The organism is Pseudomonas sp. GCM10022186 (assembly GCF_042656385.1).
Lineage (GTDB): Bacteria > Pseudomonadota > Gammaproteobacteria > Pseudomonadales > Pseudomonadaceae > Metapseudomonas.
In genome coordinates, this window is sequence record NZ_JBHSOU010000060.1 from 197362 (window position 1) to 222997 (window position 25636).

Annotated in this window: 23 protein-coding genes and 1 CRISPR repeat array; of the genes, 15 read left to right on the top strand and 8 right to left on the bottom strand. The window is 65.6% G+C overall.

Going from position 1 to position 25636, the window contains the following annotated elements:
• Positions 1–89: 89 nt before the first annotated feature.
• Genes hemL through ACFPU0_RS19945 form a run of 3 tightly spaced genes read right to left on the bottom strand, consistent with a single transcriptional unit; the run spans position 90 to position 2835 of the window.
• On the bottom strand, positions 90–1379 hold the full coding sequence (hemL, locus tag ACFPU0_RS19935) for a glutamate-1-semialdehyde 2,1-aminomutase (RefSeq protein WP_377695004.1): 1290 nt from the start codon (positions 1377–1379) through the stop codon (positions 90–92).
• Positions 1380–1411: 32 nt separating this feature from the next.
• Entirely contained in the window at positions 1412–2041 is a 630-nt protein-coding gene (gene thiE, locus ACFPU0_RS19940) for a thiamine phosphate synthase (protein ID WP_377695005.1), read from the bottom strand.
• The gene (locus ACFPU0_RS19945; protein WP_377695006.1) at positions 2038–2835 is read right to left on the bottom strand and encodes a hydroxymethylpyrimidine/phosphomethylpyrimidine kinase; all 798 of its coding nucleotides are present in this window, start codon (positions 2833–2835) and stop codon (positions 2038–2040) included. The genes thiE and ACFPU0_RS19945 overlap by 4 nt, the downstream gene beginning before the upstream one ends.
• Before the next feature lie 254 nt (positions 2836–3089).
• Here ACFPU0_RS19945 and ACFPU0_RS19950 point away from each other — a divergent pair, with 254 nt between their 5' ends.
• From ACFPU0_RS19950 to amn, 14 genes are all read left to right on the top strand, one after another.
• On the top strand, positions 3090–5486 hold the full coding sequence (locus tag ACFPU0_RS19950) for a hybrid sensor histidine kinase/response regulator (RefSeq protein WP_377695007.1): 2397 nt from the start codon (positions 3090–3092) through the stop codon (positions 5484–5486).
• 314 nt (positions 5487–5800) lie between these two features.
• A complete protein-coding gene (locus ACFPU0_RS19955; RefSeq protein WP_377695008.1) occupies positions 5801–6448 on the top strand; it encodes a TetR/AcrR family transcriptional regulator in 648 nt (215 codons plus the stop codon).
• 1 nt (position 6449) lies between these two features.
• Entirely contained in the window at positions 6450–8099 is a 1650-nt protein-coding gene (locus ACFPU0_RS19960) for an acyl-CoA dehydrogenase family protein (RefSeq protein ID WP_377695009.1), read from the top strand.
• Between the two features lie 328 nt (positions 8100–8427).
• Entirely contained in the window at positions 8428–8679 is a 252-nt protein-coding gene (locus ACFPU0_RS19965) for a type II toxin-antitoxin system Phd/YefM family antitoxin (protein ID WP_377695010.1), read from the top strand.
• Positions 8679–9104, top strand: a complete 426-nt coding sequence (locus ACFPU0_RS19970; protein ID WP_377695011.1) for a type II toxin-antitoxin system VapC family toxin — start codon at positions 8679–8681, stop codon at positions 9102–9104. The genes ACFPU0_RS19965 and ACFPU0_RS19970 overlap by 1 nt, the downstream gene beginning before the upstream one ends.
• Before the next feature lie 170 nt (positions 9105–9274).
• The gene (gene cas3 / locus ACFPU0_RS19975) at positions 9275–11956 is read left to right on the top strand and encodes a CRISPR-associated helicase Cas3' (protein WP_377695012.1); all 2682 of its coding nucleotides are present in this window, start codon (positions 9275–9277) and stop codon (positions 11954–11956) included.
• The gene (gene casA, locus ACFPU0_RS19980) at positions 11953–13506 is read left to right on the top strand and encodes a type I-E CRISPR-associated protein Cse1/CasA (RefSeq protein ID WP_377695013.1); all 1554 of its coding nucleotides are present in this window, start codon (positions 11953–11955) and stop codon (positions 13504–13506) included. The genes cas3 and casA overlap by 4 nt, the downstream gene beginning before the upstream one ends.
• The gene (gene casB, locus ACFPU0_RS19985; protein ID WP_377695014.1) at positions 13503–14045 is read left to right on the top strand and encodes a type I-E CRISPR-associated protein Cse2/CasB; all 543 of its coding nucleotides are present in this window, start codon (positions 13503–13505) and stop codon (positions 14043–14045) included. The genes casA and casB overlap by 4 nt, the downstream gene beginning before the upstream one ends.
• Positions 14046–14055: 10 nt before the next feature.
• A complete protein-coding gene (gene cas7e, locus ACFPU0_RS19990) occupies positions 14056–15198 on the top strand; it encodes a type I-E CRISPR-associated protein Cas7/Cse4/CasC (protein ID WP_377695015.1) in 1143 nt (380 codons plus the stop codon).
• Between the two features lie 2 nt (positions 15199–15200).
• Positions 15201–15863 carry a type I-E CRISPR-associated protein Cas5/CasD gene (gene cas5e / locus ACFPU0_RS19995; RefSeq protein WP_377695016.1) on the top strand — a complete coding sequence of 221 codons (663 nt, stop codon included), beginning with the start codon at positions 15201–15203 and terminating at the stop codon, positions 15861–15863.
• Complete coding sequence (gene cas6e / locus ACFPU0_RS20000; RefSeq protein WP_377695017.1) at positions 15838–16452, top strand: type I-E CRISPR-associated protein Cas6/Cse3/CasE; 615 nt, start codon at positions 15838–15840, stop codon at positions 16450–16452. Before cas5e ends, cas6e begins: the two co-directional genes overlap by 26 nt.
• Positions 16452–17366: a type I-E CRISPR-associated endonuclease Cas1e gene (gene cas1e, locus ACFPU0_RS20005; RefSeq protein WP_377695018.1), complete on the top strand. Its 915-nt coding sequence runs from the start codon at positions 16452–16454 to the stop codon at positions 17364–17366. The genes cas6e and cas1e overlap by 1 nt, the downstream gene beginning before the upstream one ends.
• Complete coding sequence (gene cas2e / locus ACFPU0_RS20010) at positions 17366–17665, top strand: type I-E CRISPR-associated endoribonuclease Cas2e (RefSeq protein ID WP_377695019.1); 300 nt, start codon at positions 17366–17368, stop codon at positions 17663–17665. Before cas1e ends, cas2e begins: the two co-directional genes overlap by 1 nt.
• Positions 17666–17731: 66 nt before the next feature.
• Positions 17732–19225: direct repeats of the CRISPR family, unit length 29 nt; unit sequence GTGTTCCCCGCGCCAGCGGGGATGAACCG.
• Positions 19226–19466: 241 nt separating this feature from the next.
• Positions 19467–20948 (top strand): AMP nucleosidase, encoded by a 1482-nt coding sequence (amn, locus tag ACFPU0_RS20015; RefSeq protein WP_377695020.1) that lies wholly within the window; start codon positions 19467–19469, stop codon positions 20946–20948.
• Positions 20949–21117: 169 nt separating this feature from the next.
• Here amn and ACFPU0_RS20020 read toward each other — a convergent pair whose 3' ends face one another.
• Positions 21118–22164, bottom strand: coding sequence for an MBL fold metallo-hydrolase (locus ACFPU0_RS20020; protein ID WP_377695021.1), 1047 nt, complete (start codon positions 22162–22164; stop codon positions 21118–21120).
• A gap of 153 nt (positions 22165–22317) precedes the next feature.
• Between ACFPU0_RS20020 and ACFPU0_RS20025 the strand changes: the two genes are divergently transcribed.
• Entirely contained in the window at positions 22318–22884 is a 567-nt protein-coding gene (locus ACFPU0_RS20025; RefSeq protein ID WP_377695163.1) for a pseudouridine synthase, read from the top strand.
• A gap of 101 nt (positions 22885–22985) precedes the next feature.
• Here the strand turns inward: ACFPU0_RS20025 and ACFPU0_RS20030 are convergent, their stop codons facing one another.
• The 4 genes from ACFPU0_RS20030 to ACFPU0_RS20045 form a co-directional block, all read right to left on the bottom strand.
• Positions 22986–23189 carry a DUF2788 domain-containing protein gene (locus ACFPU0_RS20030; RefSeq protein WP_377695022.1) on the bottom strand — a complete coding sequence of 68 codons (204 nt, stop codon included), beginning with the start codon at positions 23187–23189 and terminating at the stop codon, positions 22986–22988.
• 175 nt (positions 23190–23364) lie between these two features.
• A complete protein-coding gene (locus ACFPU0_RS20035) occupies positions 23365–23844 on the bottom strand; it encodes an Lrp/AsnC family transcriptional regulator (RefSeq protein ID WP_377695023.1) in 480 nt (159 codons plus the stop codon).
• Between the two features lie 383 nt (positions 23845–24227).
• Positions 24228–25115 carry a cation diffusion facilitator family transporter gene (locus ACFPU0_RS20040; protein ID WP_377695025.1) on the bottom strand — a complete coding sequence of 296 codons (888 nt, stop codon included), beginning with the start codon at positions 25113–25115 and terminating at the stop codon, positions 24228–24230.
• A gap of 87 nt (positions 25116–25202) precedes the next feature.
• Positions 25203–25622 (bottom strand): polyribonucleotide nucleotidyltransferase, encoded by a 420-nt coding sequence (locus ACFPU0_RS20045; protein WP_377695027.1) that lies wholly within the window; start codon positions 25620–25622, stop codon positions 25203–25205.
• Between the last annotated feature and the right edge of the window lie 14 nt (positions 25623–25636).

The following is a 25636-nucleotide window of genomic DNA, read 5'->3' on the forward strand; positions in this document are numbered from 1 at the left end:
ACGCGGCCATTCGCCGTAAAGGTGGTGTGACACCGCTGCCCGGCCAGCGCGCAGCACTGGTCCGGACAGCCGGTCCGGCGAAGGCCGGATCAGGCCTGCTTGAGCTTGGCGAAGGCGCGCTCGGCGGCGTCCAGGGTGATCGCGAGTTCCGCGTCGCCGTGGGCGATGGAGGTGAAGCCCGCTTCATAGGCGCTCGGCGCCAGGTACACGCCGCCTTCCAGCATCAGGTGGAAGAAGCGCTTGAAGCGCTCAGCATCGCTGGCCATCACGTCCTGGAAGGTGACGATGTCGTCGGCGCCGCTGAAGTAGAGGCCGAACATGCCGCCCGCCTGGGTGGTGACGAAGGGGATGCCGGCGGCATCGGCGCGCTGTTGCAGGCCGTCGAGCATGCGGGTGGTGTAGTCGGTCAGCTCGGCGTGGAAGCCCGGGCGGCTGATCAGTTTCAGGGTGGTCAGGCCGGCGGCCATGGCCAGCGGGTTGCCGGACAGGGTGCCGGCCTGGTAGACCGGGCCCAGCGGGGCGATGTGCGACATGATCTCGCGCTTGCCGCCGAAGCAGCCCACCGGCATGCCGCCGCCGATGATCTTGCCGAAGGTGGAGAGGTCCGGGGTGATGCCGTAGTGGGCCTGGGCACCGCCGAGGGCGACGCGGAAACCGGTCATCACTTCGTCGAAGATCAGCACCACGCCGTGCTTGTCGCAGAGGCTGCGCAGGCCTTCGAGGAAGCCCGGCGCCGGCGGCACGCAGTTCATGTTGCCGGCCACCGGCTCGACGATGATGCAGGCGACTTCCTCACCCGCCCCGGCCAGGGTCTTCTCCACCGCCTCGATGTCGTTGAACGGCAGGGTCAGGGTGTGCTGGGCGAAGGCGGCGGGCACGCCGGGGGAGCTGGGCACGCCCAGGGTCAGGGCGCCGGAACCGGCTTTCACCAGCAGGGAGTCGGAGTGACCGTGGTAGCAGCCTTCGAACTTGATGATGCTGTCGCGGCCGGTGTAGCCACGGGCCAGGCGGATGGCGCTCATGGTGGCTTCGGTGCCGGAGCTGACCATGCGCACCATCTCCATGGACGGCACCAGGGAGCAGACCAGGTCGGCCATTTCCACTTCCAGCGCGGTCGGCGCGCCGTAGGAAAGGCCGTGCTCCAGTTGCTTGCGCACCGCGCCCAGTACGTCCGGGTGGCTGTGGCCGAGGATCATCGGGCCCCAGGAACCGACATAGTCCACGTAACGCTTGTCGTCCTCGTCCGTCACGTAGGCGCCTTCGGCGTGCTTGAAGAACAGCGGGGTGCCGCCGACGCTCTTGAAGGCGCGGACCGGCGAGTTGACGCCGCCGGGGATGTGTTTCTGGGCGTTGGCGAACAGGGTTTCGGAACGGGACATTGGCAGGTCTCTCTTTACAAGCGAATTCGGGGTCAGGCTGCGTCGAACAGGGCGCTGAAGGCGCGGGCGCGGCGCTCCACTTCGGCCGCCGAGTCGGCGCCGAACAGGGCGTGGATCACCGCCACCATGCTGGCGCCACGGGCGATCAGCTCGGGAGCGTTTTCCAGGGTCACGCCGCCGATGGCGACGATCGGCGCATGGAAGCGCTGCCTTGCCTGGTCCAGCAGGTCCAGGGTGGCGGCGGGCGCCCCCGGCTTGGTCTGGGAATTGTAGAAGCGGCCGAAGGCGATGTAGCTGGCGCCTTCCTTGATAGCGGTGTCGGCCAGGTCGAGGCTGGCATGGCAGGTGCCGCCGATGATGGCCTGGCGGCCGAGCAGGGCGCGGGCCGCTGCCAGGGACCCGTCGCTCTGGCCCAGGTGCAGGCCGACGCCCAGGCGCGCGGCCAGTTCCGCGTCGTCGTTGATGATCAGCTGGGCGCCGTAGCGGGTGCAAAGTTCCATCAGGGCTTCCGCTTCCCGCAGGCGGCGAGCTTCGTCGCTGGACTTGTCGCGGTATTGCAGCAGCCTGGCGCCGCCCTTCAGGGCCGCCTCCACGTAGGGCAGCAACTTGCCGCCGGCCAGCAGCTGACTATCGGTAATGGCATAGAGGCCGCGCAGTTTCATTGGCAGAAGTCCAGCGGCAGGCGGCGCGGCACGTACTGGCCGTGGCCGGGTTGCTCGGCGTCACGCAGGGTGCGCCAGGTGTAGTCGAGGGCGGTGCGCACCGCGCTGGACAGTTCTTCGCCCAGGGCCAGGCGGCCGGAGAGGGCGCTGGCCAGGGTGCAGCCCGAGCCGTGGTAGCTGCCGGGCAGGCGCTGGCAAGTGTAGGTGAAGCGTTCGCCGTCGCGGGTATAAAGGCGGTTGTGCACTTCGGTCTCGTCGCCGTGGCCGCCGGTGATCAGCAGGTTGCGGCAGAAGGGCAGGAGCTTTTCCGCACACTGGTCCGGGGTGCCTTCCGGCAGTTCGGCGAGGATGCGCGCTTCCGGCAGGTTCGGGGTGGCGATGGCGGCCACCGGCAGCAGGCGTTCGCGGATGGCGTAGCCCACTTCGTCCTTGCCCAGGGCGCCGCCGCCGCCGGCGCGCAGCACCGGGTCGCAGACCAGCGGCACGCCCGGCAGCGACTGCATGATTTCCAGCACGGTCTCGACCATCTCCACCGAACCGAGCATGCCCAGCTTGACGGCGGCTACCGGCAGGTCGGCGATCACGGCACGGGCCTGGGCCAGCACCCATTCGCGGTCGAGCACGCGGAAGTCGGAAACGTTGACGGTATCCTGCACGGTCAGGGCGGTCACCGCCGGGGCGGCGTGGCAGCCTTGCGCGATCAGGGCTTCGATATCCGCCTGGAGACCGGCGCCACCACTGGGGTCGTGGCCGGACAGGCAGAGGACTACGGGGCGAGAGTTGGTCGTTTTCATGGTCGGCGAGCTTACCACTAATCATCTCGCCGGGCCGCACCGGCGGCGCTTTGCCTCAGGCCCGCCGTGCTGCCTTCCGTCCGCCGCGTTGAAAGTACCGGGATAGAGCTGTTCGTGGGTGATGGCAATGTGCAGCTTTCAGCCGCCTTGCGCTGTGCTAGAGTGGTCGCATTTCGAACAACCTGGCCCTGGGTGGCGCGTCAGACAAGGAGGTGGGGCTCCAGGACGCGGTCAATAGGCCATTGCGGGGCTGCATGCGTATCGTCCTCCTTCTGTTCCTTTGCCTGTCGGCGAGCCTGGCCAGTGCCGTGGAGTTCGACGAGCAGCTGCGCAGCCTTGCGCTGGGCCGGCACCTGGACGTGTTCGAAGACGTGCGCGGCGATGCGAGCATCGAAGACATCAGTTCTCCCGCCCTGGAGTCCAGCTTTCGCCGCAACGAAAAGGCCGTGCTCAACGCCGGCTATTCGCGTTCGGTGTTCTGGTTGCGCGTCGACCTGGACTATCGCCCGCGCAGCAAGGGTGGCTTGCAGAAGTGGCTGCTGGAACTGGCCTACCCGCCACTGGATCACCTCGATCTCTACCTGCCGGACGGCCAGGGCGGCTACGCGCTCGTCCAGCGTACCGGCGACGCCTTGCCCTTCTCCAGCCGGGAGATCCGGGAGAACAACTATGTCTTCACCATCGACCTGCAGCCCAACCAGTCGCAACGGGTCTACCTGCGCCTGCAGAGCGAGGGCTCGATCCAGGCACCGCTGACGCTCTGGTCGCCCCAGGCCTTCCTCGAGGAGCAGCCGAGGCGCATCTATGTGCTCGGCATCATCTACGGCGTGCTGCTGGTGATGCTGATCTACAACCTGTTCATCTACCTCAGCGTCCGCGACACCAGTTATCTCTACTACATCCTCTATATCGCCTCCTTCGGGTTCTATCAGATATCGGTCAACGGGGCCGGCATCCAGTACTTCTGGCCGGACAACCCCTGGTGGGCCAATGCGGCCACGCCCTTCCTGATCGGGTCGGCGGCGCTGTTCGGCTGCCAGTTCTCCCGCAGTTTCCTGCACACCGCCGACCACAGCCCCTGGATGGACCGCGCACTCCTCGGCCTGATGTTCCTCGGCGGGCTGGCGATGGTCCTGGCGCTGACCGCCAGCTATGGCCTCGCGCTGCGCCTGGCCACCTCCCTGGCGCTGATCTTTACCGTGGTGATCTTCGCCGCCGGCGTGCTCGCCTGGCTGCGCGGCATGCGCGTGGCGCGCTACTTCATCATCGCCTGGAGCGCCTTCCTCCTTGGCGGGGCGATCAATACCCTAATGGTGCTGGGCTACCTGCCCAACGTCTTCTTCACCATGTACGCCAGCCAGATCGGTTCGGCACTGGAGGTGGGCCTGCTGTCCCTGGCACTGGCGGACCGCATCAATGCCATGAAGGAGGAGCGCACGCGCATCCTCCAGGACGCCGGCCGCAAGCTGGAGGCGCTGAACCAGGAACTGGCCAACAGCAACCGCTTGAAGGATGAGTTCCTCGCCACCGTCACCCACGAGCTGCGCACCCCGATGAATGGCGTGATCGGCTCGCTGGAACTGATGCAGACCCTGCCGCTGGACGACGAACTGGAGCAGTACCAGCGCACCGCCGCCAGTTCGGCGCGGGACATGATGCGGCTGGTCAACGATATCCTCGCCATGACCGAACTGCAGGCCGGCAAGCTTTACCCCAGGCGCGAGCCCTTCAGCCTGCGCGGGCTGGTGGACAGCCTGCGGGTGCAATACGAACCCCGGGCGATGGAGAAGGGCCTCACCTTCGAACTGGAACTCGACCACAAGCTTCCGGACACCCTCGAAGGCGACGCCGGCAAGCTGGCCCAGGCCCTCGGTTACCTGCTGGACAACGCCATCAAGTTCACCAGTCGCGGCAGCGTCGGCCTCCGGGTCAGCGGCCAGGAACCGGTCGACGGCAGCCTGGCCTTGAGCATCGAGGTGACGGACACCGGTATCGGCTTCACCACACCGTCGGATGGCCGGCTCTATCGCCGTTTCTTCCAGCTCGATGGCTCCATGACCCGGGAGTATGGGGGGCTGGGCATCGGCCTGGCCCTCAGCCAACAGCTGGTCGAACTGCTCGGCGGCAGCCTGGCGCACCAGTCCCAGCCCGGCTGCGGCAGTACCTTCACCCTGGCGTTGAACCTGGTGCTGCCGGCCCAGGCACCGGCCATACCGCTGCGTCGCCCCGGCGGCCAGCCCCTGCGCGGCCCGGAGCAGTGCACCGTGCTGGTGGTGGAGGACAACGCCATCAACCAGTTGGTGACCCGCGGCATGCTGCTCAAGCTCGGTTACCGGGTGCGCACCGCGGACAACGGTGCCGAAGCCCTGGAGCAACTGCGCCGCGAGCCCATCGACGCCGTGCTGCTGGACTGCCAGATGCCGGTGATGGACGGCTTCGCCACCTGCCGCGCTCTGCGTGCCATGCCCGGTTGCGCCGACCTGCCGGTGCTGGCCATCACCGCCCACAGCCACAGTGGCGATCGCGAGCGCTGCCTGGCGGCGGGCATGAGCGACTACATGGCCAAGCCGGTGAAATTCGAGGAGTTGCGCGCGTTGCTCCACGACTGGCTGCTGTGCCGGCAGCAGCAGAGCCTGAAGTCCCTGGGCTGAGCAACTGGGCAGGCCGTTTCGCGAATGAATTCGCTCTTACAAGGTGGCGCTATGTCAGCCGTGTAGGGTGGATAGCGCTTTTCTATCCACCAGCGAGGCGGTGCAAGACACTGATGGTGGAATTCCCCAAAGGGCTTTCCACCCTTGCGCTGAGCCGGTGGGCAGGCCTTCGGCCTGCTCGGCGAATGAATTCGCCCCTACAGGATAATCCACAGCCCATTCGCGGCAGTTCTGCCGCCTTTCGCGGCATGTATCCCTCTTTCTGCAAAGTCTGAATCCTGATTCACTGAAAGAAGTGAACCAGGATTCAGATCATGGCCTACCGCATTACCGCTTCCCGAATCGACCGTGACCAGGCGCTGCGTGGCCGCATCCTGGCCTGCGCCCACGAGCGGGTGGTGGAGGGCGGGTTCGCCGCGCTGACCATGCAGGCCCTGGCCGAGGACGCCGGCATCGCCACCGGCAGTCTCTATCGTCATTTCGGCAACAAGGGGGAGTTGGCGGCGGAGGTCTTCGCCCGGGCCAGCCAGCAGGAAGTGGACAGCCTGGCCCAGGTGCTGCGCGGCGAAGGCCCTGCCGCCGAACGCCTGGCGAGGGGGCTGCGCCAGTTCGCCGCCCGTGCCTGGCACAGCCGGCGCCTGGCCTTCGCCCTGATCGCCGAGCCGGTGGACCCTGAAGTGGACGAGCAGCGCCTGCGCTACCGCGAGGCCTATGCCGAACTGTTCGGCCGCCTGCTGGAGGAAGGCCGGGCCAGCGGCGAGTTCCAGGTGCCCTCCATTCCCCTGACCGCGGCCTGCCTGGTCGGCGCCATCGCCGAATCCCTGGTGGGCCCGCTGTCGCCCCAGGCCCGCGCCCAGCGTGAAGCCGATCACGCGCCGGACGACCTCGAAGCCGTCTGCGCCAACCTCGTCACTTTCTGCCTGCGCGCCCTTGGCGCCAGCCAACCTGCCCCGGAGACCTGAGATGAGCCTGCACGAGTTCGCCGAAACCCACGAAGTCTTCAACCAGGTGCCGCCACTGGATGGCGCCAACCTCTATCGCGTCGACCTGCCGCTGCAGGAGTGGGTGCGCCGCTACCAGGGCGGCTGGGCGGAACAGCGCCTCGATATCTACGGCGCCTTGGCCGGCGGTCCGCTGATGGCGGCGGGCTTCCTCGCCAACGAGAACAAGCCGGTGTTCAAGAGCCATGACCGCTACGGCCACCGCATCGACCTGGTGGAATTCCACCCGGCCTACCACGAGCTGATGCGTGCTTCCATCGAACACGGCATTCCCTCCATGCCCTGGACCGATCCCCGCGCTGGCGCCCAGGTGGCCCGCGCCGGCCTGAGCTACCTGCACAGCCAGGCCGAGGCCGGCACCGGTTGTCCGCTGACCATGACCTTCGCCAGCGTGCCGGCGCTGCGCCTGCAGCCGGATATCGCCGGGAAATGGCTGCCGAAGATCCTTTCCACCGAGTACGACCCGCGCAATGTACCCATGGAGCAGAAGGCCGGCGTCACCATCGGCATGGCCATGACCGAGAAGCAGGGCGGCACCGATGTCCGCGCCAACACCACCCGTGCCCATCCGATCGGCGTTCCCGGTCCGGGCCAGGCCTACGAGCTGGTGGGGCACAAGTGGTTCTGTTCGGCACCCATGTGCGATGCCTTCCTCACCCTGGCCTACACCGACAAGGGCCTGTCCTGTTTCCTGCTGCCGCGCCACCGTCCGGACGGCAGTCGCAACCAGTTCTACATCCAGCGGCTGAAGAACAAGCTGGGCAACTGGTCCAACGCCTCCAGCGAGGTGGAATATCGCGGCGCCCTGGCCTGGATGATCGGCGAGGAGGGCCGTGGCGTGCCCACCATCATCGAGATGGTGGCCCTGACCCGCTTCGACTGCATGATCGGCTCCAGCGCCCTGATGCGCCAGGCCCTGACCCAGGCCGCGCACCACTGCGCCCACCGCAAGGTCGGCGGCCGGGTGCTGGCCGAGCAGCCGCTGATGCAGAACGTGCTCGCCGACCTGGCCCTGGAAAGCGAAGCCGCGCTGGCCCTGACCATGCGCATGGGCCGCGCCCTGGACAATGCCCACGACGAGCAGGAGGACAAGTTCGCCCGCCTGGTCACCGCCGTGGGCAAGTACTGGATCTGCAAGCGCGCCCCGGCGATGATCAACGAGGCCGCCGAGTGCCTGGGCGGCGCCGGCTACGTGGAAGACACCATCCTACCGCGCCTCTACCGCGAGGCGCCGGTGAACTCCACCTGGGAAGGCTCGGGCAACGTGCAGTGCCTGGACGTGCTGCGCGCCCTGTCGAAGGAGCCGGGCGTGCTCGATGCGCTCTTCGCCGAGCTGGGCGACGGCCATGGCGATGCGCGCCTGGCGGCCTTCATCGGCAACCTGAAGAAGGGCTTCGCCGACACCGCCGACATCCAGTTCCGCGCCCGCCAGCTGACCGAGGACGTGGCGGTGGCCCTGCAGGCCAAGCTGCTGCTGGAAGCGGGCAACGCCACCGTCGCCGACGCCTTCATCGGCAGCCGCCTGGAAGGCCACGGCCGGGTCTACGGCACCTTGCCGCGCGGCGTCGACGTAGAGGCGCTGGTGGCGCGCTCCACTCCGCATCTGGCCTGAGGCGCATTTGTCCTGATTATTCACAAGGAAAGATCGGCAGGTTTTTAGCCACCGATTTTTCCTTTTGAGAACGCCTTGGGGGAACTCATGTGCTTGATCTGCATGTTCCCCGCGTTACAAGCCTCGCGCAGCTGTTACCAGTTGTAGGAACACCTGCATTTACCCTGTCGTCGAAGGCGGGAGCGCCCTGTTCGGCGGGGTGATGCAAGAACGGCGAAGCACGGGCAATCTGCTGAGACGCGGCGAGAGCTGCATTGGTAAAGGTTGCCAGTCGGTATTAGCGATCTAGAATGTAGAAACGTTTATACATTTTGGCGAGAGGTGGAGCATGCAAACCATACTCAGTAGTCGCGAGTTCAATCAGGACACCAGTGGCGCCAAGCGGGCTGCCGAGCATGGTCCGGTATTCATCACCGATCGTGGCAAGCCTGCCCACGTCCTGCTGAGCATTGAGGAGTACCAGCGTCTGACCGGTGGTGCCGGCAGCATCATTGATCTGCTGGCCATGCCGGGCGTCGAGGACATCGAGTTCGAGGCGCCGCGAATTGGCAATCTGTTGCGTCCGGCGGACTTCTCCTGATGTTTGTGCTCGATACCAATGTGGTGTCCGAACTGCGCAAGGCGAAAGCCGGCAAGGCCGACCCTAGCCTCACCGCCTGGGCGCGTACTCTGCTACCGGGTCAGTTGTTCATCTCGGCGATCACCGTGCTGGAGTTGGAGACCGGGGTGTTGCTGAGCGAGCGCCGCGACCCGGCCCAGGGAGCCATGCTGCGCACCTGGCTGGAGGGGCACGTGTTGCCCGGGTTCGCCGGGCGGGTCCTGCCGGTCGATACCACTGTGGCGCAATGTTGTGCCCGCCTGCACGTTCCCGATCCGCGGGCTGAGCGTGATGCGCTGATCGCTGCCACCGCGATGGTGCACGGCATGACCGTTGCCACGCGCAATCTGGCGGACTTCACGCCTACCGGAGTGGCACTGGTCAATCCCTGGGAGTTTCGTGTCTAGCTTGATCCTCTGTTGGGAATGATGGCACCTTGATGCGCCAGGTGACTTGATCCTTGATCTGGTTATAGGAAGGTTCAAATGGATTTGTGCGTTCTGTGCCTGGATCGCCACGGCGCACCCCGCCAGTCATTAAATGGCCGCCTCGGGGCAATGCCTGCAGACAGCGTCGTATGACGGCATCGACAGTGGCGCGCTTCTCGGAGCTGTCTGGCCAGGCTCGCAGGCTTTGGGCCAAGAGTGGCGAAGGCTTCGGCCATGGGGTGCTGGCGCACCTGCTGGATGTGGCTGCGGTGGCCGAATGCATCCTGCAGCGCGAACCTGCAAGCAGTCTCGATTGGGCAGCACAGGTCCTGGGTCTGGAGCGTCAGCATGTGGTGCGGTGGATTGCCTGCCTCATAGGCCTGCATGATTTCGGCAAGGCCATTCCCGGTTTCCAGGACAAGTGGCCCGAGGGGCGGCAGGCTGATGAGGCCTTGGGCTTGCCTTTTCCCGCTCGTTCGTTGAGCGTCACCGATCATGCCTGCGCCAGCGCCGCGTTGCTGTGGGAACACCTGCCGCGCCAGGGAATTGGTCATCTGTTATGGATACGCCATGTGCTGCAGGCCATCAGTGCCCACCATGGCTATAACTTCAGCCAGGCTGAATTCAATCGCGCCAAGCCTCCCTTCGAACCCCCTGTCTGGGGAGAGGCACGCCGGGAAATCTTCGATGCTTATTGGGCTGTGTTGGCGCCGCAAGGCGCGCCGCAGGTCGAGGCTCTGTCGCAGTCGGCCGTGCAATGGCTGGCTGGATTGACCAGCGTGTCCGACTGGATCGGTTCCAACCCCGAATGGTTTCCCCTGGGGGAGCGCCATGAGCTGCTGGCCGCTCATTACGCCGATGCGCGAGTGCGTGCGGACAAGGCCCTGGCTGCAGTCGGCTGGTCGCACTATCGCGCATTGCTGAACGAGCCGGCCGACGCCGACCGCCTGGTCGGGCGCATCGTCCAGCGCCCTGAGTTCAGCGCCCGGCCCTTGCAACGCGAGGCCGATCGTCTGCTCGAAGGTGTACAGGGGCCGGCCTTGATGCTGGTCGAGGCCCCCATGGGCGAGGGCAAGACCGAGCTGGCCTTTCTCGCCCATCTGCGCTTGCAGGCGGCTAACCAGCATCGTGGCCTGTATGTCGCCCTGCCGACCCAGGCCACCGGCAATGCGCTGTTCAGTCGCGCCCTGACCTTTCTGCGCAGCTTTGCCGGCGATGCAGTCGTGGATATGCAATTGGTGCATGGCGGGGCGATGCTCAACGAGCAGGTCGTAGCGTTGCGTGGCATTTATGGCTCGCCTGGAGACAGTGTGGCCTCGTCCGCCTGGTTCTCCCAGCGCCGCCGCCCTCTGCTCTCGCCCTACGGCGTCGGCACCGTGGATCAGGCGCTGTTCGCCGCGCTCAACGTCAAGCATCACTTCGTTCGCCTTTGGGGCTTGAGCAACCGGGTGGTGGTGCTCGATGAGGTGCATGCTTATGACACCTACACCGGCGGCCTGATCGAAGCCCTCCTGCGTTGGCTGAAAGCCATGGGCAGCTCGGTGGTGCTGATGAGCGCGACCCTGCCCCAACTGCGCCGTGATTCCTTGCTAGGTGCCTGGGGCGTAGCCAATGAGACGATCCCTGATTTGCCCTACCCACGCCTGCTACTGGCTGATAGCCGAGGTTTGCATGGCGCAACCTGCGAATCACGGCCTCTGCCACCGATCAGCCTGCAGGCGGTCGCCGAGAATCTCGACAGCCTGGCCGCCTGTGCGCTGGAGCGCTTGCAGTTCGGCGGCTGCGGCGCGCTGATCGTCAATACCGTGGACCGTGCCCAGGCTTTGTATCTCAAGCTGAAAGAGCAACTGGGCGCGAGTGCGAAGCTGCTGCTGTTCCATGCCCGCATCCCCGCCGACCGGCGCGGCGAAGGGGAACAGGAGGTGCTGGCCAGTTTCGGCCAGGGCGGCGAACGGCCGGCCAAAGCCCTGCTGATCGCCACCCAGGTGGCCGAGCAGAGCCTGGATATCGACTTCGACTTCATGCTGACCGACCTGGCACCGGTCGACCTGATCCTGCAGCGCGCCGGTCGTCTGCATCGCCACCAGCGGCAAAGGCCGGCAGCCCATGCCGAAGCACGCTTATTCGTCGCCGGTCTTGACCCCGAGCGGCTGCCCGATCTGAAAACCACCGCCTGGGAATATGTCTACGAGCCCTACATCCTCGGCCGTACCTGGGCGCTGCTGTCGCGCGAATCCGTAGTGCAGTTGCCACAGGATATCGATCGCCTGGTGCAGGCGGTGTATGGGTATGACGAGTTGCCGGCCGACCTTGCCGAAGATGATCGCGCCTTTATTGAAGATGAGTCTTATGGCAGTCACATCGGTAAACGTCAGACCGAGCGAATGATGGCGATCAATGTGGCGATCGACCCGGATGACGAGCCGCAGAATGCCTATTTGCAGAAATGCAGAGGATATGAAGACGGTGAGGAGGGCCTTGGCCTGCCCAACTACACCCGCCTGGGTGAGGAGTCCATCACCCTGGTTCCGGTGCATAAGGTCGCGGGTGGCTGGAGCCTGACGCCCGATGGTTCCGCATTCGATCCCGAGCAATTGTTGTCCGATGCCATGGCTCAAGCGCTTTATTCCCGCCAACTCAAGACTTCGCACAAGGCGCTGGTCAAGCACGTCCAGGCTGAGGATGCGCCTCGGGCTTTTTCTGAACATCCGTTGTTGCGTCATCTTAAACCGCTGCAATTGGAGGACGGCTTTTTGCACATCGGCCGGTTGAGGGTTCAGCTGGATGATGAGTTGGGCCTGGTTTATCAAAGGAGTGAGGACAAGGAATGAGTGTGAGCTTCAACCTGCTCGATGAGCCATGGTTGCCGGTGCGCCTGCAGGATGGGCGTGTCTGTGATCTCGGCCTGCTGGAGCTGTTCGAACGTGCCGGCGAGATCAGTGCCCTGGCGGAAACCGCACCACCCAGCCTGATTGCCCAGTACCGCCTGCTGCTGGCCATCACCCATCGCGCGCTGAGCCACACTCAGGGGCGCTGGACGGATGCCGACAGGGCGCGCTGGCATCAGAATGGTTTGCCGGTCGAGGCCATTCGTGAGTATCTGGAGCATTGGCGCGAGCGCTTCTGGCTGTTTCATCCGCAGCACCCCTTTATGCAGGTGGCCGCGCTGGCCGAGGCGGAGGAAACCCGCGACAAGCAAAAGCCCTGGACACAGATATCCCTGGCCAGCGCCAATGGCAATGCGCCGGTGGTATTCGACCACTCGTGCGATCTGCTTCCCGTGTCGACTTCGGCCGCCAATGCCATACGTACCCTGCTGGGCTTCCTGCAGTTCACCCCGGGTGGCTTGGTCAAGACCATACGTGACTCCGACAAGGCTGGGGCCTTGGCCAACACCGCCGCCGTTATGCCCCTGGGCACCTCATTGGCGCAGAGTCTTTGCCTGGCGTTGCACTCGCCTACTCAGGCCGGTCACGAGGACCTGCCTTGCTGGGAACAGGGGGCACCGAGCGTTGCGCAACTGCGTGGTGAACCGCAACTGGCGTCGGGTCCCAACGATCGTTACACCCGTCAGGCCCGTGCCGTACTGCTATTGCCCAATGAACAAGGGCAGGTGCAGTGGATACGCTTCGCCGCCGGTATCGCCCTGGCCGATGATGTCCAGGCCCCCGATCCCATGGCCAGTTACCGTGCTGGCAGCAATAGCCTGGTTCGACTGAGCTTCACCGAAGGGCGAGCTTTCTGGCGTGATCTACCGGCGCTACTGCCCGATGCCGAGGGTCTGGCCGCCAAGCCGGCGGCAGTCTTGGGCTGGGCAGCCAACCTGCAGTTTCTGCTGGGCAGCAGCGAACAGCCTTTGCTGGTGGCCGGCCTGGCCAGCGATCAGGCCAAGCTGTTGCGCTGGCGCTACGAGTTCATCGGCTTGCCGGTGGCTCTGCTGGCTTCTGTGGATTGTGCGAACGAATTGCGTCGACAGGTTCGCCTGGCGGAAGAGCTGTTCGGAGATATCCGCAAGATCGCAGCAGGCATGCTTGCCGAAACCCTGCCCGATCCTGGCAGCAAGGACACCTGGGCCAGGGCGCGCAGCCTGTTCGACACTGGTCCGGGGCCCGCGCTGTTCTTCGCCTCCGCTGAGCGCTCACTGGGGCGCGTCATGTGCTTGCTTGGCATCGGTGATATCGACGAGGCCGAAGCCTTATGGCGGCAGGCCCTGCTGGCTGCCGGACAGGCTGCCTGGCAGGTGAGCCTCGATGGCCTGGGGCGTTCGCCACAAGCTCTGCGTGCCGAGGCCAAGGCCTACCCGCGCCTGCTGGCTCGGCTAAATCCATTGCGTCCCCCTGAAAACAACCTGTCCGCCGTCGCCAAGGAGGCCCGAGCATGAGCGAGTACGCGCAGAGTTTCATTGCGCATCTGGAGCGTTTGCATGAGCGCGATCGCGGAGCCTTGGCGGTACTGCGGCGCAGCCTGGGATTTGCTCCCGGCGCCTATGCCCCGGCCTACCCCTATATCGAGCGTTTCGTTGCTGCTGAGCGGCATGCCCAGGATGCTTCGCGCCTGGCGCTTTATGTGGTGGCCGGCCTTTATGCCATGCATCCCAGGCAGGCTGCGAAGAGCCTGGCCACAAGCCTGGGCGAACTGATGCGCAAACGTGATAGCGCCAGTATCGAGCAGCGCTTTGTCGCCTTGCTGGGGGCCGATGCGGAGAACCTGGCGGTCTATCTGCGCCAGGTGATCAGTCTGCTGGCCGCGGGCGACCAGCCGCTGGATTACGGCGTCTTGCTCCGAGACCTGAGAGTCTGGCTTGAGCCACAAATCGACCCTGAGCGTCGCGATGCGGTGCGGCAGCGCTGGGCGCGGGACTTCTATCGGGCCCTGGCGGCCACCTCTAACGAACAAGCTTCAGCATCGGCCAACGATTGAGAGGGACATCATGAGTCTGTTTATCGAATTCCACCTGATCCAGAACTTCGCCCCGTCCAACCTCAACCGTGACGACACCGGGGCGCCGAAGGATGCCCTGTTTGGCGGTCATCGACGTGCGCGAGTGAGCAGCCAGTGCTTCAAGCGTGCGATTCGCCTGACCGCCCGGGAGCATGACTTGGTGGCGCCGGAGTTCCGTGGCGTGCGTACCAAGAAGCTCAAGGCCTTGCTGCTGGAACGCTTGGTCGGCCGTGATCCGCGCGAGGCGGAAGGCAAGATCGAAACCGCCCTGGCCGCCGCCGGCCTCAAGCTCAAGGATGATGGCAAGACCGAATATCTGCTGTTTCTGGGCGAGGCGGAAATTGCCGGCTTCGCCGCACTGATCGAGCAGCATTGGGACGAGCTGGCTGGTGCAGCCGCCGAGGGCGAGAAGAAGGGCAAGAAGGAAGCCAAGGCCAGCGCGCCGGTCGAGGTGGTGAAAAAGGCCAAGGCCCTGCTTGATGGCGGCAAGGCGGTGGATGTGGCGCTGTTCGGCCGAATGCTGGCTGACATGCCGGAGGTCAACCAGGACGCGGCCTGCCAGGTGGCCCACGCTATCAGTACCCACCGTGTCGAGCGCGAGTTCGACTATTTCACCGCGGTTGACGACAAGGGGGCTGCGGACGAGACCGGCGCAGGGATGATCGGTCAGGTGGAATTCAATTCCGCGACTCTATACCGCTATGCCGTGGTCGATTCCCACAAGTTGCTGGGTAACCTGCAACAGGATCGTGAACTGACCCTGTCGGCTTTGGAGGCCTTTACTCAGGCTGTGGTGCGGGCGATTCCCACGGGTAAGCAGAACACCTTCGCCGCCCATAACCTACCCAGCTTTGTCGGGGTCTGCCTGCGCCACGGCGGCCCGCTGAATCTGGCCAATGCTTTCGAAAAGCCGGTGAGCCCGCGGGCGGACAAATCGCTGAGCAGCCAGTCGGTCGAGCTGCTCGCCAGACATGAAGAACAGTTGGCTACGGTGTATGCCGACGGCCGTGACCAGTGGGCCTATCTCGATCTGAGCGATGCCTGGCCAGCGCAAAAGGGCAAGCGGGCGACGAACCTGGGCGAGCTGGCTACCTGGGTGCGCGAACAGGTTGCTGCCCGACTGGAGGCCTGAACATGGCCACCCTGCTGATGCGCCTGCAAGGGCCGTTGCAGTCCTGGGGCACCACCAGCCGTTTCGATGAGCGTGACACGCAACTGGAGCCGTCCAAGTCCGGGGTACTGGGCTTGGTATGTGCCGCCTTGGGGCGTGACCGCAGCGAACCGGTGGATGATCTGGCGGCTCTGCGGATGGGCGTGCGGGTCGATCGCGAAGGTGTGCCGATGCGCGACTACCAGACCGCGACCGGCGTACTGATTGCTACCGGCAAAGCCGATCTGCGGCGCACTGTGGTCAGCCCGCGTTTCTACCTGGCGGATGCGGCTTTTCTGGTAGGCCTGGAAGGCGAGGATGAAAGCTTGCTGGCCCTTATCCATAAGGCATTGCGTGCGCCAGTCTGGCCTCTGGCCTTGGGGCGCAAGAGCTTTGTGCCGGGCTTGCCGGTATGGCTGGCGGACGGTTTTTTGCCTTTACCGCTGGAGCGAGCCCTGGCCAGCTATCCGCGGCTGGCAGCGGCACAGCGCGCCGATCGGGAGCAGCCCCTGCGCTGCCTGCTGGAGGATGACGAAGAGGGTGCCATTCGTCTGGATCAACCGGTAGCGCCGTTCGCCGAACGACGCTTTGGCCCACGTTTCGTGAAATCGGGAGTGCTGCATGCACCTGAGCAGACTGACGCTTGATCCGCGGAGTACCCAGGCCCGCCGTGATCTGGGTGACGCCTATGAAATGCACCGGACACTGGTGCGGGCCTTTGTGGTGGATGGGCACAGCGCACCGGCGCGCTTTCTCTGGCGGCTTGAGGCCGGCGGCAACGCCTGGGCCACCCCGGTGGTGTTGGTGCAGGCTGCCGTCGAAGCTGATTGGTCGGTACTGCAGGGGTTGCCCAGCTATCTGCAGCGGCCCGTCGAGAGCAAGCGACTGGCGCTGGAGGAATGGGTTGAAGGCGGCGGGCGCTACCGTTTCCGCCTGCAGGCCAATCCGACCGTCACCCGCAGGGGGAAACGCCATGGATTGGTGGGCGAAGCCGAGCAACTGGCTTGGCTGGGCAGGCAGGGCGAACGGCATGGTTTCAGCGTCGAGGCTGCACTGGTGACGGCCAGCGATGTACTGGCCAGCCGCAAAGGGGAAGGGCGCATCAGTGTACAGCGGGCCTGCTTTGAAGGCGTGTTGCAGGTGCAAAGCCTGGATACCTTCAGTCGGGCGCTGATAGCGGGCATAGGCCCGGCCAAAGCCTTTGGTTGTGGTCTGCTCAGCGTGGTGCGCTGCTGATGCTGCCACCACTCAAGCCCCTGCCGATGAAGGATCGGGTGTCGATGATCTTCGTCCAGTACGGGCAGATCGACGTGCAGGACGGTGCCTTCGTGGTGATCGACAAGACCGGTGTGCGCATGCATATCCCGGTCGGCTCGGTCGCCTGCATCATGCTCGAGCCGGGGACGCGGGTGTCCCATGCTGCCGTGCACCTGGCATCCACCGTCGGCACCCTGCTGGTGTGGGTGGGGGAATCCGGCGTGCGCCTATACGCCAGCGGCCAGCCGGGCGGGGCGAGGGCGGATCGCCTGCTCTACCAGGCCAAGCTGGCGCTGGACGACGAGTTGCGCCTGAAGGTGGTGCGCAAGATGTACGAACTGCGTTTCCAGGAGCCGGCGCCGGCTCGGCGCAGCGTCGAGCAATTGCGTGGTATCGAAGGTGCGCGGGTGCGCGAGACCTACAAGCTGTTGGCCAAGCAGTACGGGGTCGAGTGGCGGGCACGCAACTATGACCGCAAGGAGTGGGACGCAGCGGATATCCCCAACCGCTGCCTGTCTGCCGCCACCTCCTGCCTGTACGGCATTACCGAGGCGGCCGTGCTGGCGGCGGGCTATGCGCCGGCGGTGGGCTTTATCCACACCGGCAAGCCGTTGTCGTTCGTCTACGATATCGCCGATCTGTTCAAGTTCGAGACCGTGGTGCCGCTGGCTTTCCGCATAGCCGCCAAGGCTCCGCCACAGCCCGAGCGGGAAGTGCGCCTGGGCTGCCGCGACCTGTTCCGCTCCAGCAAACTGCTGGGCAAGATTATCCCGACCATCGAAGAAGTACTGGCCGCTGGCGGTATTTCACCGCCGGAAGCGCCGCCTGAGTCGGTACCGCCAGCCATCCCAAACCCGGAAAGCATCGGCGAGGCCGGGCACAGGGCGCAGTGATGAGTTTCCTTGTCGTGGTCACCGAGAATGTCCCACCGCGCCTGCGTGGACGTATGGCCATCTGGTTGTTGGAAGTGCGCGCGGGAGTTTATATCGGTGATGTTTCCAAGCGCACTAGGGAAATGATCTGGGAGCAACTGCGCGAGGGCCATGAAGACGGCAATGTGGTGATGGCCTGGGCCAGCAACCATGAGTCTGGCTACGAATTCCAGACCCTGGGACCCAATCGGCGCCTGCCGGTGGAGTTCGACGGCCTCCATCTGGTCGCTTTCCACCCCCTGGAAAACCCCGATCTTTAACAAGGAAAATTTAGTAGATTTTTAGTGGCCGATTTTTCCTTTAAGGAACAGCCGGTTACGCTAAGTGTGTTCCCCGCGCCAGCGGGGATGAACCGACCGACAACCAGCCGGTCGACGAGAGCCCACGGTGTTCCCCGCGCCAGCGGGGATGAACCGCCGACGTCCCCCTTACTGAACGCCCACGACGCGTGTTCCCCGCGCCAGCGGGGATGAACCGGATGCTTCCAGGTACGCTTCGGGGGTCTCCCAGTGTTCCCCGCGTCAGCGGGGATGAACCGGCTCAGGGCACGGGCCGGGCCACTGGCCAGAAGTGTTCCCCGCGCCAGCGGGGATGAACCGCAGCAGCGTCCTCGCTGTATGCCCAGCTGGTGGTGTTCCCCGCGCCAGCGGGGATGAACCGCCATGACCACCACTGAAAAGGCATTCGCCTTCGTGTTCCCCGCGCCAGCGGGGATGAACCTCAGGTTATTCGCGGGCGGACCGTGAAAAAAAGGTGTTCCCCGCGCCAGCGGGGATGAACCGATCGATTCTCGGTCTGTGATGCAAGACAAGATGTGTTCCCCGCGCCAGCGGGGATGAACCGGTTCGTCGCATTGGTCTGTAGTTTGTTATTGCGTGTTCCCCGCGCCAGCGGGGATGAACCGTCTGCGAGGTGTTCTGGCGCCGGCCGGGCGACGTGTTCCCCGCGCCAGCGGGGATGAACCGCTATAGCCGGTGGTGGGCAGGTCGATCTCCAGGTGTTCCCCGCGCCAGCGGGGATGAACCGTCGCTCGAAGGGTTCGACGCCTTCAACGAGAAGTGTTCCCCGCGCCAGCGGGGATGAACCGATGCCGCCGCCTTGACAGTTCTCGAAATTGATGTGTTCCCCGCGCCAGCGGGGATGAACCGTTGTAGATTTGCGCGGCCAGGCGTTCCGCTTCGTGTTCCCCGCGCCAGCGGGGATGAACCGCTGGTCATGGTCATCGCCCACGCCTCGGCCTCGTGTTCCCCGCGCCAGCGGGGATGAACCGTCGCCGGTGCTGTAGTTCAGCGTGCCGTCGAAGTGTTCCCCGCGCCAGCGGGGATGAACCGCCGGCAGCACGCATAGACGGCGGCGCTACGCTGTGTTCCCCGCGCCAGCGGGGATGAACCGCGCTGGAGGCACAAGAGCGGATCAAGCTGCGGGTGTTCCCCGCGCCAGCGGGGATGAACCGACCTCGACGTAGCACTCATGGGGCGGGAACAGGTGTTCCCCGCGCCAGCGGGGATGAACCGGAGATTGAGGCCCTGGAGCCCTGCCACGACGGGTGTTCCCCGCGCCAGCGGGGATGAACCGGTTGATCGCCTCCCAGCGGCAGCGCGGGCAGGTGTGTTCCCCGCGCCAGCGGGGATGAACCGCAGCTGCCCTTCGCCATCGCTCTGGCCCTGACGTGTTCCCCGCGCCAGCGGGGATGAACCGGCGCCGACGCCCGACATGAAGGTGGTCAGGACGTGTTCCCCGCGCCAGCGGGGATGAACCGAGGCGCTTGCGGATGGTCGGGGCGCCGGCATTGTATTCCCCGCGCTAGCGGGGATGAACCGTGGCCGATGATTCCCGCAGCACTCCCAGTGCTGTGTTCCCCGCATCCGTGAGGATGGAACCATGGCAGATCCAGCAGGAATGCGAGCTGTCCATGCCTCCCGCTGTGCCTGAACGGCAAAGCGCGCACCCCTGCGTATCTCCGGAGATCGGCATCCGCCCTGCGGAGTTGGGAAGACCTTGGGATCGGCTATGCCGCTTGCCTATTTAGCAGGCAAGATAAGGACACTGTGAACAGACAGGATGCCGACCGTGAGCCTCGAACCGACCGATTTTGTGATTGCCGAAACCGCCGAGGAAGCCGTCGATCGCCTCGCCGAGCTACACCGGCAGGCCACTGGTGCCCTCAGTCAGGCGCTGAAGCGCTACATCAAGGAACGCATCGAGCCGGACGCCGGACAGCGCGCGCTGTTCCGCTACCCGCTGCTGCGCATCACCTACCGTTGCCAGGGCGAGGTGCCGTCCACCACCCGCGCCTTCGCCAAGATCCAGGTGCCGGGCAACTACTGCGTCACCGTCACCCATCCGGATGCCTTTCGTACTTACCTGCTGGAGCAGCTGCGGCCGCTGATGCATGACTTCACCGTGCAGGTGGAGGTGGGCATCAGCCCGCAGAACATTCCCTACCCCTATGTCGTCGAGCATGGCGAGGAGCTGGCCGGCTCCGGGGTGACCGCTGCCGAACTGGCGCGGGTGTTCCCCAGCACCGACCTGTCCGCCGCCACCGATGGCGTGGCTGACGGCCTCTACGAATGGGAGAACGCCGACCCGCTGCCGCTGGCGCTGTTCGACGCCGCCCGGGTGGATTTTTCCCTGCGCCGGCTGGTCCATTACACCGGCAGCGACTGGCGCCACGTGCAGCCCTGGATCCTGTTGACCAACTATCACCGCTACGTCGACCAGTTCATCCGCCATGGCCTCGACCAGCTCCGCGATGATCCGCGCTTCGTGCGCATGGTGCTGCCGGGCAACGTGGTGGTGGAGCGGGGCATGGACGAGGGCGAGATGCAGGCCATCATCGATGGCGTAGTCTGGCACCGCTACCAGATGCCGGCCTACCACCTGATCGCGACCGACGGCCATGGCGTGACCCTGGTCAACATCGGTGTCGGCCCGTCCAACGCCAAGAACATCACCGACCACCTGGCCGTGCTGCGCCCGCACTGCTGGCTGATGATCGGCCACTGCGGCGGCCTGCGGCAGTCGCAGACCATCGGCGACTACGTGCTGGCCCACGCCTACATGCGCCGCGACGGCATCCTCGACCGCGTGCTGCCGCCGAACATCCCGCTGCCGGCCCTGGCCGAGGTGCAGCAGGCGCTGCAGGAAGCCGCTGCCCAGGTCACCGGCGAGCGCGGCGAAGACCTCAAGCGCCGCCTGCGCACCGGCACCGTGCTCACCTACGACGACCGCAACTGGGAACTGCGCTGGGCCCAGGAGCGGCCGTTGATCAACCTGTCGCGAGCGGTGGCGGTGGACATGGAAAGCGGCACGGTGGCGGCCCAGGGCTACCGCCTGCGGGTGCCCTACGGCACCTTGCTGTGCGTATCCGACAAACCGCTGCACAGCGAAATCAAGCTGCCCGGCTCGGCCAGCGCCTTCTACCAGCGCGCCGTCAGCCAGCACCTGCGCATCGGCGTCGCCGCCCTCGAACTGTTGCGTAACCAGTTGAACGCCCTGCACTCGCGCAAGCTGCGCAGCTTCGACGAGCCGCCGTTCCGCTGATTGGCACAGCGGCTTCGTGCGGGGCTTCTGTGTGGGCGAATTCATTCGCCTGGGAGCGCAACGCGGTCCTTTGGGAGATCGCAGGGCAGACCTTCGGCCTGCTTGGCGAATGAATTCGCCCCTACAGGGTTCCTGCCGGTGGCGGGGGGCGCGCGATGCGGCCCCATTTTCACTGCGTCAAAGGCGGGATCAGCCACTGATACCCCGGCGTCGGCACGCGGAAGGCGTCGGCGTCCACCTGCCAGTCGGCCAGGGCCTTGGCCAGGTCCCGCGGCGGGGCGAACTGGCCTTCGTCGGTGAGGTTGAAGGTGCCGAAGTGGATCGCCAGGCTGCATTGGGATTCCAGTTGCTGGTGGGCCTGCACCGCATCGTCCGGGTTCATGTGGTTATCGCGCATGAACCAGCGCGGTGCATAGGCGCCGATGGGCAGCGCGGCAAAGCGCATCGGGCCGAAGCGCTCGCGGATCAGGCGGAACTCCGGGCCCAGGCCGGTATCTCCGGGAAACAGGAAGGGGCCGTCCGGCGATTCGATCACGAAGCCCATCCAGAGTGTCTCGTTGGTATCGCTGCGGGTCCGCGCCGACCAGTGCTGGACCGGTACCGCATGCAGTTTCAGGCCGCCATCCAGCGGGAGCTCCTGCCACCAGTCCAGTTCCACCACCTGCTTGAAGCCGGCTTCGCGGATCAGCATCCCGTTGCCCAGCCCGGACACCACAGTGGCCAGCGGGAAGCGCTCCACCAGCGAGCGCAGGCTTTCCAGGTCGAGGTGGTCGTAGTGGTTGTGGCTGACCAGGATCAGGTCGATGGGCGGTAGCTGGTCCAGTTCGAGCCCTGGCGGATGGTGGCGCTTCGGACCGACGAAGGTGAAGGGACTGACCCGCTGCGACCAGACCGGGTCGGTGAGGATGTTCAGTCCACGGTGCTGGATCAGCAGGGTAGCGTGGTTGATATAGGTGACGCGCAATTCGTCGCCCTCCACCCGCGCCGGCACCTCGGGGGGCACGGCCGGACCCGGCTGGTCGATCCAGTCCGCCTGCTGCTCGCGACTGAATTGCCAGCGCAGGAAGGCACGCAGGTCCTTGTGGGCCTTGGGCTCGAGGTTGCGGAAGCGACGGCCGTCGAAATTGCCCGAGACCGGACCCCGATAGGGCGAACGGTGATAGCCGGCGAGGGTCATCAGGCTGATCAGCCAGGTGGGGCGTAAGGCGCGCGGCATGTCCTTCTCTCTTGCGGCGGGGGGGCAGTCAACCTAGCATGCCTCTCCCATTCCCAGACCGCCAACCCGTTTCCAGGCATGTCGCGACCACCTCGTCCCGCCCGTCCCGCCCGTCCCGCCTCTCGTCGCCCCGGAACCGCCGCGCCGCGCCGCGTGCCCAAGGCGCCGCCCGCCGAGCCGCGCCTGTTGCTGTTCAACAAGCCCTTCGACGTGCTGACCCAGTTCAGCGACGGCGAGGGCCGCGCGACGCTCAAGGACTACATCCCCATTCCCGGCATCTACCCCGCCGGGCGGCTGGACCGCGACAGCGAAGGCCTGCTGCTGCTGACCAACGACGGCCGCCTGCAGGCGCGCATCGCCGATCCGAAGCACAAGCTGCCGAAGACCTATTGGGTGCAGGTGGAAGGTGAGCCCAGCGAAGGGCAGTTGCAGCGACTGCGCGAGGGCGTCGAACTGAACGATGGGCCGACCCTGCCGGCCGAGGCGCGGCTGCTGGACGAACCGCAACTCTGGGAGCGGAATCCGCCGGTGCGTTTCCGCAAGAGCGTGCCGACGGCCTGGCTGGAACTGGTGATTCGCGAGGGGCGCAACCGCCAGGTCAGGCGCATGACCGCAGCGGTGGGGTTGCCCACCCTGCGCCTGGTGCGGGTGCGCATCGGCCCCTGGAGCCTCGACGGGCTGGGGCTGGGCGAGTATCGGGAGGTCCCTGCCAAGCTTTGAGCCGGCCCCGGGCTGCTGCGCGTCGGCGATACGGCGTTGCCGGCAATCTCGCTCTAGCTCGCGAGCCCGGGAGATTGTGCGTAGGCTCGGGGAGGAGGGGCTCAGAGCCCTTCGAGGCCGCCGATTACCAGGGTCTTGATCACGAAACCGAGTACGCCCAGGCCCAGGGCGAGGAACAGGATCATGGTGCCGAAGCGGCCGGCCTTGGACTTCTTGGCCAGGTCCCAGACGATGAAGGCCATGAAGGCCACCAGCGCGGCGATCATCGCCGTCATCATCAACTCTTCGAATTTTTCCGGGCTCATCGCATACCTCGAGGGCTGAATACAGGCTGCACCCGCATGGCCGTTGGGCCGGGCGGAAGGCGGGCGGTGCGCTTGTGGTTCTGCGAGCCGGAAGGCTCTTATGGGGCGGGGCCGCGCGGAGGGTACAGCAAAGCGCGGCGATTATACGCCATGCCGGCCCCCACGCGAGGGCCATTCAGCTGCGCAGGTGGTCCAGCGGCAGCTCGGTGCTGCTCAGCACCTGGCTGAGGACGAAGCTCGAGCGCACGCTGGTGACGCCCTCGATGCGGGTCAGTTGGCCAAGCAGGAACTGCTGGTAATGGTCCATGTCTGGCACCACCACCTTCAGCTGGTAATCCGCCTCCATACCGGTGACCAGGCTGCACTCCAGCACTTCCGGGCACTGGCGGATCACTTCCTGGAAGTGCTCGAAGCGCTCCGGCGTGTGCCGGTCCATGCCGATCAGCACATAGGCGGTGAGGCTGAGGCCGAGCTTCTTGCGGTCCAGCAGGGCCACCTGGCGGACGATATAGCCGTCATCTTCCAACTGCTTGACCCGCCGCGAGCAGGGTGAGGGCGACAGGCCGATGCGCTCGGCCAGCTCCTGGTTGGAGATGCGCGCATCGCGCTGCAGTTCGGCGAGGATCTTGAGGTCGTAGCGATCGAGTTTTTCCATGGCGAGCTGCTCGCTTTCTTTGTGATTGCGTTTAATGCTGCTCCTTTAGTGATTAATTGCGCAAGTTGCGTGAATATGAGCAATCTTCGCAATCATTCGTCCCGCGCCTCACCGTAAGATTTCCCTCAGTTTCACGGCCCGGACAGCAAGTCCACCCGACCCGCCCAATCAGGTGCGTCGGCGCCGCCGATCCAACCGGTTCGAGCAGGCCCCCGGGTCCGCGCTGCCCAATCAGGCAGGCGATGAAAGCGGCGACACAATCGCCAGCACAGGACGAATTTCCCGAAGGGGGCCCCGCAGTTTGGGGCTCCCTTTTTTATTTCCCGCAAAAGCACTTCAGCGGGGGCGACGCCATTTGTGAACCGGGGCCGGCAAGGTGCGCGCTAGGCGCGTTTCACCACTTCGCTGGGATCGGCATGCACCAGTACTTCGGCACGGGGATAGCGGGCGGTGATGGCGTCCGCCGCCTGTTCACACAGCGCGTGGGCGCGGGACAGCGGCAGCTCGCCGGGCAGCTCCAGGTGCAGTTGCACGTACCAGCGGGTACCGGAAATCCGTGTACGCAGGTCATGGGCACCGAGCACGCCGGGGACCGCGCAGGCCAGGCGTCGCATGTCGGCGCTGATCTCCGGCGACAGCTCCTCGTCCATCAGCACCGATACCGATTCCCGGGCGATGCCGAAGGCGCTCCAGAGGATGTAAGCGGCGATACCCAGGCCGAACAGGCCATCGGCCTGTTGCCAGCCGAGGCTGGCCAGCACCAGGGCCAGGAGGATGCCGCTGTTGAGCAGCAGGTCCGAGCGGTAGTGCAGGGCGTCGGCGCGGATGGCGGTGGAGCCGGTGGCGCGGATCACCCGGCGCTGCAGTGCGAGCAGGCCGGCGGTGAGCAGCAGCGACAGGATCATCACGCCGATGCCGAGCATCTCGGCGCCCAGCGGTTGCGGCTCCACCAGGCGCGCATAGGCCTGGGTCGCCACCAGCACGGCGCTGACCCCGATGAACAGCGCCTGGGCCAGCCCCGCCAGGGATTCGGCCTTGCCGTGGCCGTAGCGGTGGTCTTCATCCGCCGGCTTCAGCGCATAGCGCACCGCCAGCAGGTTGAGGAAGGAGGCCGCGCTGTCCAGCAGCGAGTCGGTCAGGCCCGCCAACAGGCTGACCGAGCCGCTCATGGCCCAGGCCACCGCCTTGGCGATCACCAGGATGATGGCGACGGTCAGGGACGCGCGGGTGGCCATGCGCAGCAGCTGCGCATGTCGTCGGGCGGAGGTCATGCCGGCTCCGGTCGCAAGGGAGGCAAGTCAGGAGCCAGGGAAGGGGCCCGGCCGCGATGTACCGGGCGGCGGGCCGGATTGTCCACGTCAGGCTGCCGGGTGCAGGCCGTAGGCGGCCAGTTGCCGCAGGTCGCCGCTGTGCTGGAGCAGTTGCGGATTGTCCAGCGGCAGGCTGCGTCCGGTTTCGTGCTCGATGATGGCCTTCAGGCGGGCGTTGTCCACCTTGCCATCGGCGCCAATGGCTTCCTCGAGTTTCTCGGGGGCTACCTGGGCGTTCTGGCCTTCGGGCAGGTAGATGGCACCCGTGGCGAAGTCGACGGCGAAGGCGATCAGGCCGGGGATGACGTAGAAGAGGATGCCGATGGCATCGAGGCCGGCGACCACCGGATCGATCTTGCCTTCGATCTGGCCGCGTCGATCCGGGTAGAAGAGGGTGCCGCAGGCGGTGAGCTGGGTGAGCAGGGTGGCGGCAACCAGGCCGCCAATCAAACGGGAAGGCATGCGCATGAACATCTCCTGAT